Source organism: Uliginosibacterium sp. TH139, assembly GCF_002855595.1.
GTDB classification, from domain to species: domain Bacteria; phylum Pseudomonadota; class Gammaproteobacteria; order Burkholderiales; family Rhodocyclaceae; genus Uliginosibacterium; species Uliginosibacterium aquaticum.
On record NZ_PKRR01000006.1, the window covers coordinates 65,241 to 80,149 of the forward strand.

Below are 14,909 nucleotides of genomic sequence, written 5' to 3' on the forward strand. Positions count from 1 at the left end.
GGCACGGAAGTCCGGTAAACTCGCCGCTGGCAAGGCGGGATCGGCCGGGCAGAGGATGATAAACGCTGCAGGCTGGTTCAAGTTTACAGGGATCGTGGCAGGTGTCCGCCTTGTCCGGCCGGGTGTACTTCGTGCCCGTTCGTAAACCTTTCGCTGCCTGCGTCGTTTACCGGACATTGGCGGAAGCCGGCAGGCACCCGCCCACTACATGGCTGACATGAGCAAAGACATCCGCATCCTCGGCGTGCAATATTTGCGCGGCCCCAATATCTGGACCTACCGCCCGGCCGTCGAGGCCCTCGTCGATATTGGCGATCTCGAAGACTGCCCCTCCAACACGATTCCCGGTTTCTACGAGCGCCTGTCGGCCTGGCTGCCTGGGCTGATCGAGCACAAGTGCAGCTACGGCGAGCGCGGCGGCTTCCTGCGCCGCGTGCAGGAGGGCACCTGGCCGGCGCACATCCTTGAACACGTCACGCTTGAATTGCAGACCCAGGCGGGCCAGCGCACCAGCTTTGGCAAGGCGCGGAGCACTTCGCAGCGCGGCGTGTACAAAGTGGTGGTGCGCTCGCGCCAGAAGGATGTGACCATTGCCTGCCTCGAAGCGGCACGCGATCTGGTGATGGCAGCGATCGAGGACAAGCCCTTCGACGTGCCCGGAAACATCGCCCGTCTGCATGATCTGGCCGACTCCCTGTGCCTCGGCCCCTCCACGGCCTGCATTGTGGATGCAGCCACCGATGCCAGCATTCCCTCGATCCGCCTGACTGATGGCAATCTGGTCCAGCTCGGCTGGGGCTGCCGCCAGCGCCGCGTTTGGACGGCCGAAACCGACCGTACCAGCGCGATCGCCGAAAGCATTGCCAGCGACAAGGATCTGACCAAGAGCCTGCTGGTGCCTTGCGGTGTTTCGGTGCCTGAAGGCCAGATCGTGAATAGCCCTGAGGAAGCCTGGGAGGCCGCGCAGGACATCGGCCTGCCGGTGGTCGTGAAGCCTTCCGACGCCAATCATGGGCGCGGCGTATCGCTCGAGCTGATGACTGAGGACGAGGTGAAAGCCGCCTTCCCGGTGGCGGATGCCGAAGGCAGTGACGTGATCGTCGAGCGCTTCATCCGTGGCAATGAACACCGTCTGCTGGTGGTGGGCGGCAAGCTGGTGGCGGCCGGGCGTGGCGAGAATATTTTCGTGACCGGCGATGGCAAGTCGAGCGTGCGCGAGCTGATCGACAGCCAGCTCAATACCGATCCGCGGCGCGGCGAAGCCGAGGAGTTCCCGCTCGAAACCATCAAGATCGATTCCGACCGCACCATGCAGCTCCTGATCGAGCGCCAGGGCTGCACTCCCGAATCGGTGCTGGCAGCCGGGCGCAAACTCACCGTGCAACGCAACGGCAATGTGTCGATTGATTGCACCGACGAAGTTCACCCTGAAGTCGCCGCCGCCGCCTCGCTGGCCGCGCGCATCGTCGGGCTGGATATCGCAGGTATTGATCTGGTGACCGAAGATGTATCGCTGCCGCTGGAGAAAACCGGTGGTGCGATCGTTGAAGTGAATGCAGGCCCCAGCTTGCTGATGCATTTGAAGCCGGCCCAGGGGCAGCCGCGCCCGGTGGGGGAAGCCATCGTGGCCCACCTGTTCCCGGGCGAGGGTAATGATGGCCGCATTCCGGTGGTGGGGGTTGCGGGGTGCGACGACAGTACCCGCATCGCCCGTCTGCTCGGCTGGCTGCTCCATGTGGGGGGCTACCATGCCGGCCTCGCCTGCCGTGAGGGCTTGTTCCTCGATCAGCGTGCCGTCGAGCGTTGCGATAGCGCCAATTTCGCCGCAGGTCAGCGCCTGCTGATGAATCGCCAGGTCGATGCGGCAGTGTTTGAGACGCCTGCGGCCAACATCCTCAGCGAAGGTCTGCCTTACGACCGTTGTGATGTGGGGGTGCTGACCAGCATCCGCGTGCTGCCCGAGCTGGAAGCTTTCGATGTGCGTGAGCTGGAGCAGGTGCGCAATGTGCTGCGCACCCAGGTCGACGTAGTGAGCGAATCTGGCACAGCCGTGCTCAATGCCGATGACCCTGAAGTAGCCGGACTGGCCGAGCTGTGCGATGGCGAGGTGGTGTTCTACGCCAGTAGTGGTTCGGCGCCCGCACTAGCCGCGCATCTGGCCGCAGGTGGCCGCGCGGTGTATGCCGAGGCTGGTCAGCTGGTGCTGGCCAGTGGTGACAAGCGTCAGGTGCAGGCCAGCGATTTGCCGGCCGGCCGAGCGCTTGGCGCCGAACTGGCGGCAGTGGCCGCCGCTTGGGCGCTGGGTATTTCGCCGGATCTGATCAATAGCGGCATCGAGAGCTTCGAAGCCAGCCTGGCCCGCTGAGGCCGGAAACAACAGGAATACGTTCAATGGAAGTTTCCCGCATCCGTGCGCTGCGTGGCCCCAATCTGTGGAGCCGTCACACCGCCATCGAAGCCATCGTAACCTGTGAGCCCGGCGAGCGTTCGCTGGCAGACCTGCCCGGTTTTGATGCCCGCCTGCGCGAGCTGTTTCCGCAGATCGGCGAGATCCGTTCCACCGATCACGGTGAAACTCAATCCATGGCTCATGCCCTGGAGTTCGCTGCGCTTGGTTTGCAGGCTCAGGCTGGCTGTCCGGTAACCTTTAGCCGAACTACCACTACGACCGAGATCGGGGTGTACTTGGTTGTGGCGGAGTACAGCGAGGAGGCGGTCGGCAAGCGTGCGTTCGAACTGGCTCAGCAGCTCGTGCATGCCGCTGCTCATGGCGGCGAGTTCGATGTGGAAGCGGCGCTGGCCGAGTTGCGTGAGCTGGACGAAGACGAGCGCCTTGGCCCCTCTACCGGCTCCATCGTGTATGCCGCTGTGGCCCACAATATTCCCTTCCGCCGCCTCACGACCGGCAGCCTGGTGCAGTTCGGCTGGGGCAGCAAGCAGCGTCGCATCCAGGCGGCCGAGATCGATTCCACCAGTGCGATCGCGGAATCCATTGCGCAGGACAAGGATCTCACCAAGAAGCTGCTTGAAGCTGCCGGCGTGCCAGTGCCCAAGGGACGCCCGGCCACTGGCCTGGAAGACGCCTGGCTTGCAGCCAACGAGATCGGCTTCCCGGTGGTGGTAAAGCCGCAGGACGGCAATCAGGGTAAGGGTGTGGCGGTGAACATCACCACCCGCGAACAGTTCGAGATCGGCTATCGCGCGGCCAACGAAATCAGCGATGAAGTGCTGGTCGAGAAGTACCTGCCTGGCCATGATTTCCGCATGCTGGTGGTGGGCGACAAGCTGGTTGCCGCCGCGCGTCGCGAGCCGCCGCTGGTGATTGGCGATGGTACGCACACAGTGCGTCAGCTGGTTGAAGAGGTGAACAAGGATCCGCGTCGTGGCACCGGCCATGCCACCTCGCTGACCAAGATCCGTTTTGATGACATTGCACTGTCCAAGCTCGCCGACCAAGGGCTCAATGCCGAGAGCATTCCAGCCAAGGGTCAGCGGGTGATCCTGCGCAACAACGCCAATCTGTCTACCGGCGGCTCGGCTACCGATGTGACCGATGATGTACATCCGGACATGGCCGCGCGCGCGGTGGCTGCCGCGCAGATGGTTGGCCTCGATATTTGTGGTGTGGATGTGGTGTGCGATAGCGTGCTGCGGCCGCTTGAAGAGCAGTCTGGCGGTATCGTCGAAGTGAATGCCGCGCCGGGCCTGCGTATGCACCTGTCGCCCTCTTACGGCAAGGGCCGTAACGTGGGCGAGGCGGTGATCTCCACCATGTTTGCACCGGGCGATGACGGCCGCATTCCGGTGGTGGCGGTGACCGGCACCAATGGCAAGACCACCACCGTGCGCCTGATTGCTCACCTGCTGATCAAGAGTGGTCTGCGTACTGGCATGACCAATACTGATGGCGTGTATGTGCAGGGCAAGCAGATCGACAGCGGTGATTGCTCCGGTCCGCGTAGTGCGCGCAGCGTGCTGATGCATCCGGATGTGGATGCCGCCGTGTTTGAAACCGCGCGCGGTGGCTTGCTGCGCGAAGGCCTCGCTTTTGATCGTTGCAAGGTGGCCGTCGTCACCAACATCGGCATGGGCGATCACCTCGGGCTGAACTACATCACCACCCTGGATGATCTGGCCGTGCTCAAGCGCGTGATCGTGCAGAACGTGGCTGACAATGGTTACGCCGTGCTCAATGCTGCCGACCCCATCGTGGCCGGCATGGCGGCCAATTGCCCGGGCCAGATCATCTACTTCGCCGCGGATCGCAATAACCCGGTGATGGCTACCCATCGCGCTCAGGGCAAGCGCGTGGTGTATGTCGAGAACGACGCCATCGTGTGTACCGAAGGCAAGAAATCACAGCGCATCTCGCTGGCCGGCGTGCCGATCACGCGTGATGGCACGATCAGCTTCCAGGTTGAGAACGTGATGGCCTCGGTGGCAGCGGCTTGGGGCGTCGGTCTTGAGTGGGATGTGATCCGCGCGGGTCTGGCCAGTTTCGTGGCCGATAGCGATAACGCGCCAGGGCGTTTCAACGTCTTCGATTACAAGGGTGCGACCATTATTGCTGACTATGGCCATAACCCGGACGCCATGCTGGCGCTGGTCAAGGCTGTCGAGGCCATGCCGGCCAAGCGTCGCTCGGTAGTGATCTCGGGTGCTGGGGATCGCCGCGATGAAGACATTCGTCAGCAAACCGAAATCCTCGGCGCTGCGTTTGATGGTGTGATCCTGTACCAGGATGCCTGTCAGCGCGGTCGTGCCGATGGTGAAGTGATCGGCCTCTTGCGCGAAGGGCTCAAGGGGGCTGTGCGTACTGCCGTGGTCGAGGAGATCAATGGCGAGTTCATCGCGATCGACCGGGCTTTGGAACTGCTTCAGGCGGGCGATCTGTGCCTGATCCTGATCGATCAGGTCGAAGAAGCGCTGGCGCATATTCGCCAGCGTGTGGCGGCGCAGTAAGCACAAATCAAGGCGCGAGCATCAAGGGCGGCCTCGGCCGCCTTTCAGCTTTCTGGAGGGCGATCATGAAGATCAAGCATCTGAGTGCTCTGTTGGTGTCCGGGCTTTTGCTGCTTGCCTGTTCCACACCGCGGATTCCTGTTGCCGGTACCCCGCAGATGGATACACAGGCCAAAACTTTTGCAGTGCATCCGGCCCGCGCCCGCATCTATGTATATCGCAATCTCAGTAGTCTCAGCGAAGAGTTGCGGGTGAATGGTGCCGTAGTCGGCACGCTCACGGGCCGCAGTTATCTGCCGCTTGAAGTCTCCCCGGGTACTTATCGCCTGCAGGCCAAGCGTGAGCGCGAGACGATCCTGGAGTTGAATGTGCTGGCCGGGCGCAATTACTTCGTGCTGCTGGAGGCGATCGAATCGCCCATGAACTACCGCAGTTCGTTGCGAGAGGCGAGTGAGGCCGAGGCGCGCGAGGCGATCAAGAGCAGCCAACTGCTGCTTTCGCCGGTCTATCCGCTCACCCCCTGAGGGGACGGCACGTCAACGAAAAAGAGCGCCCGCGGGCGCTCTTTTCGCGTTCTGCGGCGAGGCGAATTACTTCTTGGTTTTGGGGGCTGCCTGCGCCGTGACGGTGATGGCCAGAGCCTGGCTGAACACGCCTTCGACCTGATCACCGACCTTCACTTCCGCCAGCTTGGCCGGATCTTCCACCTTGAGTTCCACGATGCGGCCAGCGGCGCCCTTTACGGTCACGAGTTTCTTGACGCTATCCACGGCAATCACATCTGCCACGAACTGCACTTCGCGTTCGAACAGGGCACCCGGCTTCTTGCCCTTGGGGGTCCGGCCGACCATAGCCCCAGCCGTGGTGTGGGCTTCGCCTTTGACTTTCTTGAGCTGCATGGCAATGGCTTCAAAGTACTCGGCACTGACCTGATCACCTGCGCGCAGGTTGTCCAGGTTACGAGCTTCCGCACCGGCGACCAGATCGAAAGTCTCGCCATCTTTGCTGCGCAGGGTCACCTTGCGGGATTTCAGGTTGACGGTGACCACTGTTGCTTCGAACTTGGCAGAAACCGCCATGCCGCCACCAGGCACGCTGGCTGCTGTCGGCTCGGCAGCGAGGATCGGCGTGGCGAAGAGGGCAACGGTGAGCAGGGAGATAGTGCAGAGAGCACGCATGTGGCGATCCTTGTAGTCAGGGTGAAAAACGGGAAGCACTGGCGCATCGTTGAATGCCTTGATGGCCAGCGTATGGCGCTACGATCCATGGGAACATAGCATGGATCAGATTCGTATTTTTTGCCCGCAGGGGCGGCTGCCTGCCGCGCCTGGCCATCGGAGAGTTCTCATGCCAGGATCTGCCCGACTCGCCTTGCGTCTGATGCTGCTGTGCTATGCAACACGGGCCGCCGCAGCCCCTTGTTCCGAGCTGAAGCCAGGTGGCGCGCAATGAAGCTCTTGCGTGGTGTGCTGCTGGCGTGCATGTTGCTCATTGGTGCATGTGCCACGCCGCGCCGCGATCCTGCGCGTAGCGAACTGCCCTTGCCGGAGCCCAACGAGCCAACCCGGCTGGAGCAATTGGCGGAACAGGAACTGGGTACGAGCCCACAACTGAATGCCTTCCGTTTGCTCCCCGAGAGTGTCGAGGCGCTGCTGGCCCGCCTGATGCTGGCCCGCACCGCCGGACGCTCGCTGGACCTGCAGTACTACATCTGGCGCGATGATCTTACGGGGCGACTGTTGACCCAGGCATTGCTCGAAGCAGCCGATCGGGGTGTAAGGGTTCGCGTGCTGCTGGATGATGTGGGGAGCAGCGCCAATGACAAACTACTGCTTGCGCTGGATGCGCATCCGCTGGTGGAAATCCGCCTGTTCAACCCCGTCAGTTCACGCTCCTTCCGTACCCTGGGCATGGTGCAGGACTTCTCGCGCATCAACCGGCGCATGCATAACAAGGCTTTCCTGGCCGATCACAAGATGGCCATCGTGGGTGGGCGCAATATTGGTGATGAGTATTTCGGGGCCTCGAACGAGATAGCCTTCGGTGATCTCGATGTGCTGACCTTTGGCCCGGTGCTGTCGGAATTACAGGACTCCTTTCAGCGGTACTGGGATTCTCCGGCGGCCATTCCGATCGAGGATCTTCTGAACGACGTGGCGGGCCCCGATGAACTCGATGCCCTGCGCCGTGACCTGACTGGCTTTCTGAGCACACAGCGCGATAGCCCCTATGCGCAGCTTGGCAGCAGCATTCTGGCGACCTGGTTTGGCGATGCACCGATCACTTTTCACCGCGGTGATGCCCGCGTCCTGCAGGATGATCCGGACAAGATCAGCCGTCCGCCGGGCAACATTGCCGGCACCCTGATCACCCAGTTTGGCTATTCGTTGGTTCAGCCTGCAGAGGAAGTCTTGCTCGTATCGCCCTACTTTGTGCCGGGCAAGGCTGGACTGGAGTGGTTTCGAGGCCTCACTGCGCGTGGCATACGGGTGACCGTACTGACCAATTCGCTGGCGGCCAGCGATGTGGCTGCGGTGCACGCCGGTTATGAGCGCTATCGCAAGGAACTGCTGGCTGCCGGCGTGCACCTGTACGAAATGCGTCCGGAGTCGGACCCGGACGGTGAGCGCAAGCATACCCACATGTATCTAGGTTCTTCACGCGCTTCGCTGCACGCCAAGACCTTCGTTTTTGATCGGAGCTCGGTGTTCATCGGTTCGCTGAATCTGGATCCGCGCTCGGTGAAACTCAATACCGAGATCGGCCTGCTGTGCGAGAGCCCGGCGATGGCCGAGGAGCTCTCAAGTGGACTGGAGGATGAACTGGACGCCGTGGCCTGGCGGCTCGAGCTGGCGGCAGACGGGAAAGGGATCGTATGGGTGGAGCGGACTCCGGCAGGTGAGGTGCGTCACACGCGTGAGCCACAGGCGAGCTCACTGCGCCGCTTCAGCGTCTGGCTGCTGGGGCTGCTACCGATTGAGTCACTGTTGTGATGCTTGTGATGACGAACCCCCTTGCTACTAAAGTGTTAATGGGTGGCTATATACTTCATGGCGTTTGGTTGGGGCTGATGCCGATTGCGCATGTCGGCTTGCGGCTTCAGAATTTACGCCATTAGTCGTAGACCCATCCTGAAGGGCGGCCAGCTGCCGCTGGAGGAGTGCTTGCGTGCAAGAAAACCAGGCAGGACTGGAAGGACCACTCCTGTTCGCTGAGGATGAGACTGCCGGGGAAGTACCCAAGCGCCTGAAAAGCTGGCGCTGCCTGATTGTGGACGACGACGAGGGCGTCCATCAGTCCCTTGCTTTCGCCATGAATAACCTGCCGGTGCTCGAAGGGCGCATCGAGTGGCTGCACGCCTATACCGCCCGCGAAGCACGTGAAATACTCGAGCGTGAGCGTGATGTGGCAGTGATCATGCTTGACGTGGTGATGGAGCATGAGCAGGCCGGCCTTGAACTTGTGCGCGTGATCCGCAACGAGCTGGGGCTGAACGACACCCGCATCATCTTGCACACAGGCCAGCCGGGCTTCGCGCCAGAAATCACCGCGATCCGCGAATACGACATCAACGATTACCGGACTAAGGCCCAGCTGACGCGCGGCCATGTGTATACCTGCCTGTCCTCGGCCATTCGTACCTATCGCCAGATTCGTGCTATTGCCCAGGGGCGCGAGCAACTGCGGCGCATTATTGAAGCCGGTGACGAGCTGATGATGCAGGTGGATGAGGCGGCCTTTGCGCGTGGCGTGCTGGCCCATTTTGCCCAATTGCTCGATACCGGCTTGTCTGGTTTTGCACTGACGGCTACCCGCCCCGACAGCCTGGGCCTGCTGCCCTTGCTGGTGGCCGAGGGGCAGCATGCCGGCCGTGCCGGGCGCTCCCTGAATGCCAGTGAGGCGGCTGAAGCCTTGGCCTGCTGCCTGCAAAGTTTGAGCGGGCATGGCGTTGCCTGGGGTGCGCGGGGTGCAGCCTTGTGCATCCGGAGCCACCCTGGCGCAGTGTTGTGCCTCTACCTGGATCTTCAAGTGCCGGACCCGGAATCGGTTGACCCCGGAGTGATCGATGTCTTTGCCGGGCATTTTGCTTCCTGCCTGGACAACCGCAGCCTGCTGCACCAACTGCAGCACGACGCTTATCACGACCGCCTCTCCGGATTGCCGAACCGGCGCGCGCTCGGCGAGGAGCTGGGGCGCTGCCTGGTCGCAGGCCAGACGTCTGGCCTCTCGCTGGCCCTGATCGATATCGATGCCTTCGGCGAGATCAACGAAACCCTCGGCCACGCTTTCGGCGATGAACTGCTGCGCGGCATTACGGCGCGCCTGCGGGCCTCCGCTACGCCCGAAGTCATGGTGGCGCGCATCTCGGCGGACATCTTTGCCGTGCTGGGGGCTGAGCGCCGCATTACACCGGAATTCGTGCTGCCCCTGTTTGCGGAGCCGTTCACTGTGGGGGGCGAGGAAAGCATGGTCTCTGTTACGGTCGGTTTTACCCGCCTGGGAGACGTAGAGGCGCAAGGGGGGGGGGAAATGCTGGAAGCCGCTTTCCAGGCCCTGCGTTATGCCAAGACCTATCAGCGTGGCCAACTCGCCTGGTATGACCCGGCACTCACCTCGCAGACCCATGAGCGGGTGCGCCTGCTCAATGGTTTGCGCCATGCGCTGCAGGGCGACGGGCTATATGTGGTGTTCCAGCCTCAGGTGTCACTGGAAGATCAGCGCCTGATCGGTCTGGAAGCCCTGATGCGTTGGCGTACAGAGGATGGCAGCGTGATTCCGCCGGATCGCTTCATCCCGGTGGCTGAGCAGTCCGGCCTGATTCGCGAGCTGGGCTTTTTCGTGCTGCGTGAAGCCTGCTCTTTGCTGGCCCGTCTGCACGCCGAAGGGCATACCGGTGTGCGCATGGCGGTCAATGTGTCGGCGGTCCAGTTCCGCAATCCGTCATTTCTCAGTGAATTGCGCCAGATCGTCGGTGCCAGCGGTATGGATGCGCATTATCTGGAACTCGAAATCACCGAATCGATTGCGATGGAGGATTCCGCCTATGTGCGAGAGGCACTGGAAGCCTTGCGTACGATGGGGGTGCAACTGGCTGTGGATGATTTCGGTACCGGTTATTCCTGTCTCGCGCAGCTCAAGCAGCTGGCATTCAATCGCCTGAAGATCGACAAGGCGTTCGTTCACGATCTCAGCGAGGAAGAGGCGGATGCGAGTATTGCCGGCGTGGTGATCCAGCTCGGCCAGCGTCTGGGCAAGGAGGTCATTGCGGAAGGCGTGGAAACCGAGGCACAAGCCCAGATCCTTGGGCGCCTGGGCTGCCGTGAGGCGCAAGGTTATCTGTATGGCCGGCCGATGCCGGTGGCAGAGCTCTATCGCTGGTTGAAGTCACGCGCCTGAGTATTGTCAGAGAATGTGGCCGCGCCATGGCTTTCTGGCGCCGGCCAAACTTCCTGCCTATAATCCGGACTCTCCGAGGAGCGCTGCGAGAGCGTTGGGTGCTTCTACCCACGATCCCAGGCTCGGAGTTTCGCCAGCGCCAAGCTCGGCAGGATTCAACTGCGCTCACCTGTTCAACCGTGCCGGGCACGGGAAGACGGTGAGCCCCTCTGTAAGCTCCCCTCCCGCTCGGCCACCTGTTCATGGAGAACATCGTGGCTCAATTCAATGATTACGTGATTGCCGATCTCAAGCTGGCCGACTGGGGCCGCAAGGAGATCCTCATTGCCGAAACCGAAATGCCGGGCCTGATGGCTATTCGCGAAGAATTCGCGAAGGCCCAGCCGCTCAAGGGCGCGCGCATCACCGGCTCGCTGCACATGACCATCCAGACCGCCGTGCTGATCGAGACGCTGACTGCGCTCGGCGCCGAAGTGCGCTGGGCCTCGTGCAACATCTTCTCGACCCAGGATCACGCCGCCGCCGCAATTGCCGCCGCGAACATCCCGGTCTTCGCCGTCAAGGGCGAAACGCTGGTCGACTACTGGGATTACACCCATCGCATCTTCGAGTGGGCCGATGGCGGCTACTCCAACATGATTCTGGATGACGGCGGCGACGCGACTCTGCTGTTGCATCTGGGCGCTCGCGCCGAGAAGGATCTGTCGGTCATCAGCAAGCCGGGTTCCGAAGAAGAAACCATCCTGTTTGCCGCGATCAAGGCCAAGCTGGCGATTGATCCGAGCTGGTATTCCGTGCGCCTGGCGGCCATCAAAGGCGTGACCGAAGAAACCACCACCGGCGTGCACCGCCTGTACCAGATGCATGCGCGTGGCGAACTGAAGTTCCCGGCGATCAACGTCAATGACTCGGTCACCAAGAGCAAGTTCGACAACCTCTACGGCTGCCGCGAGTCGCTGGTGGATGGCATCAAGCGCGCCACCGATGTGATGATTGCCGGCAAGGTTGCCGTGATCGTTGGCTACGGCGACGTGGGCAAGGGCTGCGCCCAGGCCATGCGTGCGCTGTCGGCCCAGGTGTGGGTCACCGAAATCGACCCGATCTGCGCCCTGCAGGCCGCCATGGAAGGCTATCGCGTGGTGACCATGGAATATGCCGCCGACAAGGCCGATATCTTCGTGACCACCACCGGCAACTTCCACGTCATCACCCATGACAACATGGCTGCGATGAAGAACAACGCCATCGTCTGCAACATCGGACACTTCGACAACGAAATCGATGTCGCTTCGCTGGAGAAGTACCAGTGGGAAGAGATCAAGCCGCAAGTCGATCACGTCATCTTCCCGGACGGCAAGCGCATCATCCTGCTGGCTAAGGGCCGTTTGGTGAACCTGGGCTGTGGCACGGGCCACCCGAGCTACGTGATGTCATCAAGCTTCGCCAACCAGACCATCGCGCAGATCGAACTGTTCACGCGTACCGCCGAATATCCAGTGGGCGTGTACACCCTGCCCAAGCATCTGGATGAGAAGGTCGCGCGCCTGCAACTGAAGACGCTCAACGCCCAGCTCTCCGTGCTGCGCCCCGATCAGGCTGCCTACATTGGCGTGCCGGTTGAAGGTCCGTACAAGGCTGATCACTACCGTTACTGAGCGACCTTGAACCGCGCCGGCGCAAGCCGGTGCGGGCCTGCCCCATGGACTCCTTTCACGGCCGCCATTCGCGACTCAAGACTACTCCGCTTGCTGAATCGGCAATGCCGGAGCGCATCGCACCACGCGCCGACCAGTTGCTGGTCGAGCGTGGTCTGGCAGAGTCTCGCACGACTGCGCAGCGCATGATCGGGGCCGGCCGGGTGAGCTGGCAGGATCTGGGGGGCGTGAAGATAGTACGCAAGGCATCCGAGTCAATTCCGAGCACGGCTGAAATCCTGATTGAACCCGACGAGGCGGATCGCTATGTGTCGCGAGGCGGCCTCAAGTTGGCTGGCGCGCTGAGCAGCGTCGGGCTGGATGTGACTGGCTTGCATTGCCTGGATCTCGGTCAGAGCACCGGCGGCTTTACGGATTGCTTGTTGCAGGCTGGTGCGGCCAGTGTGCTGGGCATCGAGGTCGGCCATGACCAGCTTCACCCGCGCTTGCATGGTGAGCCTCGCTGCAGCACGATCGAGGGCCTGAATGCCCGTGATCTGCACGCAGCCCAATTAGGCGAGCGCATGCCGAAAGCGGGTTTTGATCTGATCGTTTGTGATGCGAGCTTCATTTCGCTGACGCTCCTGCTGCCGCAATGGCCGTCTCTGATGGCGGAAAATGGGCGCGTGCTGGCGCTGGTCAAGCCTCAGTTCGAACTGGGGCCTCAAGCCCTTGGCAAAGGGGGCATCGTGCGCGACCCTTCGTTGTATCCGGCGGTCGAAGCGCGCATCCGCTCGGCCTGTCAGGTCGCTGAATTGGACGTGCTGATCTGGTGCGATAGCCCGATCACAGGCGGCGATGGCAATCGCGAATTTTTCGTCTTCGCTCGCAAAGCGCAGACCTGAGGAAAGAACATGAGCAAGAAACTTGAATTCAGTCTCGAATTCTTCCCGCCGGCAACGGCGGAGGGTGTGGAAAAGCTGCGTGGCGTGCGCACCGAACTGGCGGCGTTGGGCCCGGAGTTCATTTCCGTGACCTACGGTGCAGGTGGCTCCACGCGTGACCGTACCCTTGAAGTTGTGCGCGAGATCCGTGCTGCCGGCATCGACGCCGCCCCACATCTTTCCTGCATCGGCTCCACCCAGGCCAGCATCCGCGATCACCTCGCTGAATTCCGGGAAATGGGCGTGAAACGCATCGTTGCGCTGCGTGGAGATCTGCCTTCCGGTATGGCCGACCCGGGCGAGTTCCGTTACGCCAACGAACTGGTCGAATTCATCCGCAAGGAATCTGGTGAAGAGTTCTTTCTGGAAGTTGCGTCCTATCCCGAAATTCACCCCCAGGCCCGCAGCTACGAGGCTGACCTCAAGGCTTTCGTGAATAAGGTTAATGCTGGCGCCGATTCATCGATCACCCAGTATTTCTACAATGCAGATGCCTATTTCACCTTCTGCGATGCGGCGCGAGAGGCGGGGGTCCGTATTCCAATCGTACCGGGCATCATGCCGATCGCCAGCTTCAGCAAGCTCGCTCGTTTCTCCGAGAGCTGTGGTGCAGAAATCCCGCAGTGGATGCGCCGCAAGTTTGAAGGTTTTGGTGATGATGCTGAAAGCGTGCGTGCCTTCGGCCTGGATGTGGTCACCGGTCTGTGCGAGCGCCTGATTGCGGGTGGGGCACCAAGCCTGCACTTCTATACGCTGAATCAGACAGGACTGACCCGAGAGCTATGTCAGCGCCTGGGTCTCGCCTGAAACTTTGGCGTAAAAAGTGTTTGACAGGATCAGAATAGCTTTCTATAATTTTGATTCTTCGCTTTCGGCGGGTCGTTAGCTCAGTTGGTAGAGCAGCGGACTTTTAATCCGTTGGTCGCAGGTTCGAATCCCGCACGGCCTACCACTCGTAGAAGAAGCGAAACAGATTTTGGGGGTATAGCTCAGTTGGTAGAGCAGTTGACTCTTAATCAATTGGTCGTAGGTTCGAATCCTACTGCCCCTACCAAAATATGTAAAAAGCCCAGTCTTCGGACTGGGTTTTTTACATTATGGATATGTCAGTAAAAAAAGCCCGATCAATATCGGGCTTTTTTATACGCGTTGCTTTGGCCTTGCTCAGAGACTGCAGAAGGTCAGCTCGAAAGGAATGTCGGCTTCGGACTGGCGTGGACGGGAGATGACATCCGGGGCTACGAAGCGGATGTTGAACGCATATTTGTTGGCGCTGATCTCTGGGACGGCGCTGATTTCACGCGCAAGACGTACGCGAACCAGTTGGGCACTGCGGCCGGTCATCATGATCTGGTAGCTGCCGCGCTTGGCGAGCTGGCTTTCGGAGCGCCCGCTTTCACGCAGCAGGCGTAGCACGATGGTGAGGCCATCGCGAATCGGCAGCATGGGATTGAGCCAAGTTGTCAGATCGTGCCTGCGCAGTTGGAAATCCCGATTGAGCCAGAAGTGGTAGGAGGGCAGATCGAATTCACAAGCGCCTCCCGGGATGGCCGTGCGCGAGCGAATTGCCATCAGCCACTCTGACTCTCGCAGATACTGACCGATGCGGCCTGCCATGGACAGCAGCGCACTGCTGGCCTGCTCGATCTCATAGAGCGCGCCGGACAGAGCTTCTTCGGAAATCTGCGGATTGTCGCGGAAGGCGAGCAGGATCTGACGCTGACGCTCAAGCTCTTGAACCAGATCAACTTTCAGATCGGCACGACCGGCAACGTCGAGAATCTCGAATAGCGCCAGAAGGGCTGTGTGGTGTTCGTAAGGGCCGTCGGCAAGGGAGAAGTGCAGGACCTTGTCGAAGAGGTCTTCCAGCCGCAGCAGAGTGCGGATGCGTTCGCCGAGAGGGTATTCGTAGGTGATCACCGCTGGCCGCTACCGGGAAGATGTGTGCTTTGCAGGCGTTGGAGTGCCCGCA

The 14,909-nt window shown here is 61.2% G+C and carries 10 protein-coding genes, 2 tRNA genes and 1 riboswitch; of the genes, 10 read left to right on the forward strand and 2 right to left on the reverse strand.

Annotation, left to right across the window (positions count from 1 at the left end; all coding sequences use genetic code 11):
• Nucleotides 1-217: 217 nt before the first annotated feature.
• The 3 genes from cphA (C0V76_RS14280) (at nt 218) to C0V76_RS14290 (ending at nt 5,486) form a co-directional block, all read left to right on the forward strand.
• Nucleotides 218-2,365, forward strand: coding sequence for a cyanophycin synthetase (cphA, locus tag C0V76_RS14280; RefSeq protein WP_101943415.1), 2,148 nt, complete (start codon nt 218-220; stop codon nt 2,363-2,365).
• Nucleotides 2,366-2,391: 26 nt separating this feature from the next.
• Nucleotides 2,392-4,962, forward strand: a complete 2,571-nt coding sequence (gene cphA / locus C0V76_RS14285) for a cyanophycin synthetase (RefSeq protein WP_101943290.1) — start codon at nt 2,392-2,394, stop codon at nt 4,960-4,962.
• 65 nt (nt 4,963-5,027) lie between these two features.
• On the forward strand, nt 5,028-5,486 hold the full coding sequence (locus tag C0V76_RS14290) for a DUF2846 domain-containing protein (RefSeq protein ID WP_101943291.1): 459 nt from the start codon (nt 5,028-5,030) through the stop codon (nt 5,484-5,486).
• Nucleotides 5,487-5,552: 66 nt separating this feature from the next.
• Here C0V76_RS14290 and C0V76_RS14295 read toward each other — a convergent pair whose 3' ends face one another.
• Nucleotides 5,553-6,140: a hypothetical protein gene (locus C0V76_RS14295; protein ID WP_101943292.1), complete on the reverse strand. Its 588-nt coding sequence runs from the start codon at nt 6,138-6,140 to the stop codon at nt 5,553-5,555.
• Between the two features lie 270 nt (nt 6,141-6,410).
• Between C0V76_RS14295 and C0V76_RS14300 the strand changes: the two genes are divergently transcribed.
• The 7 genes from C0V76_RS14300 to C0V76_RS14330 all read left to right on the forward strand — a co-directional run bounded on the left by C0V76_RS14300 (nt 6,411) and on the right by C0V76_RS14330 (nt 13,991).
• Nucleotides 6,411-7,955: a phospholipase D family protein gene (locus C0V76_RS14300; protein ID WP_101943293.1), complete on the forward strand. Its 1,545-nt coding sequence runs from the start codon at nt 6,411-6,413 to the stop codon at nt 7,953-7,955.
• A gap of 175 nt (nt 7,956-8,130) precedes the next feature.
• Nucleotides 8,131-10,359, forward strand: a complete 2,229-nt coding sequence (locus C0V76_RS14305; RefSeq protein ID WP_101943294.1) for an EAL domain-containing protein — start codon at nt 8,131-8,133, stop codon at nt 10,357-10,359.
• 69 nt (nt 10,360-10,428) lie between these two features.
• A riboswitch (S-adenosyl-L-homocysteine riboswitch) is annotated at nt 10,429-10,533 on the forward strand.
• 68 nt (nt 10,534-10,601) lie between these two features.
• Nucleotides 10,602-12,014 carry an adenosylhomocysteinase gene (ahcY, locus tag C0V76_RS14310; protein ID WP_101943295.1) on the forward strand — a complete coding sequence of 471 codons (1,413 nt, stop codon included), beginning with the start codon at nt 10,602-10,604 and terminating at the stop codon, nt 12,012-12,014.
• Nucleotides 12,015-12,058: 44 nt separating this feature from the next.
• Nucleotides 12,059-12,898 carry a TlyA family RNA methyltransferase gene (locus tag C0V76_RS14315; protein WP_101943296.1) on the forward strand — a complete coding sequence of 280 codons (840 nt, stop codon included), beginning with the start codon at nt 12,059-12,061 and terminating at the stop codon, nt 12,896-12,898.
• Nucleotides 12,899-12,907: 9 nt separating this feature from the next.
• A complete protein-coding gene (gene metF, locus C0V76_RS14320) occupies nt 12,908-13,744 on the forward strand; it encodes a methylenetetrahydrofolate reductase [NAD(P)H] (protein ID WP_101943297.1) in 837 nt (278 codons plus the stop codon).
• Nucleotides 13,745-13,813: 69 nt separating this feature from the next.
• Nucleotides 13,814-13,889 (forward strand) — tRNA-Lys (locus C0V76_RS14325).
• Between the two features lie 26 nt (nt 13,890-13,915).
• A tRNA-Lys gene (locus C0V76_RS14330) sits at nt 13,916-13,991 on the forward strand.
• Between the two features lie 110 nt (nt 13,992-14,101).
• Here C0V76_RS14330 and zapD read toward each other — a convergent pair.
• Nucleotides 14,102-14,857: a cell division protein ZapD gene (zapD, locus tag C0V76_RS14335; protein WP_101943298.1), complete on the reverse strand. Its 756-nt coding sequence runs from the start codon at nt 14,855-14,857 to the stop codon at nt 14,102-14,104.
• Between the last annotated feature and the right edge of the window lie 52 nt (nt 14,858-14,909).

What these genes read in the sequence shown, in the direction of transcription:
- cphA (WP_101943415.1), top strand. Translation starts at nt 218, where the DNA reads ATGAGCAAAGACATCCGCATCCTCGGCGTGCAATATTTGCGCGGCCCC.
- cphA (WP_101943290.1), top strand. Translation starts at nt 2,392, where the DNA reads ATGGAAGTTTCCCGCATCCGTGCGCTGCGTGGCCCCAATCTGTGGAGC.
- C0V76_RS14290 (WP_101943291.1), top strand. Translation starts at nt 5,028, where the DNA reads ATGAAGATCAAGCATCTGAGTGCTCTGTTGGTGTCCGGGCTTTTGCTG.
- C0V76_RS14295 (WP_101943292.1), bottom strand. Translation starts at nt 6,140, where the DNA reads ATGCGTGCTCTCTGCACTATCTCCCTGCTCACCGTTGCCCTCTTCGCC.
- C0V76_RS14300 (WP_101943293.1), top strand. Translation starts at nt 6,411, where the DNA reads ATGAAGCTCTTGCGTGGTGTGCTGCTGGCGTGCATGTTGCTCATTGGT.
- ahcY (WP_101943295.1), top strand. Translation starts at nt 10,602, where the DNA reads ATGGAGAACATCGTGGCTCAATTCAATGATTACGTGATTGCCGATCTC.
- C0V76_RS14315 (WP_101943296.1), top strand. Translation starts at nt 12,059, where the DNA reads ATGGACTCCTTTCACGGCCGCCATTCGCGACTCAAGACTACTCCGCTT.
- metF (WP_101943297.1), top strand. Translation starts at nt 12,908, where the DNA reads ATGAGCAAGAAACTTGAATTCAGTCTCGAATTCTTCCCGCCGGCAACG.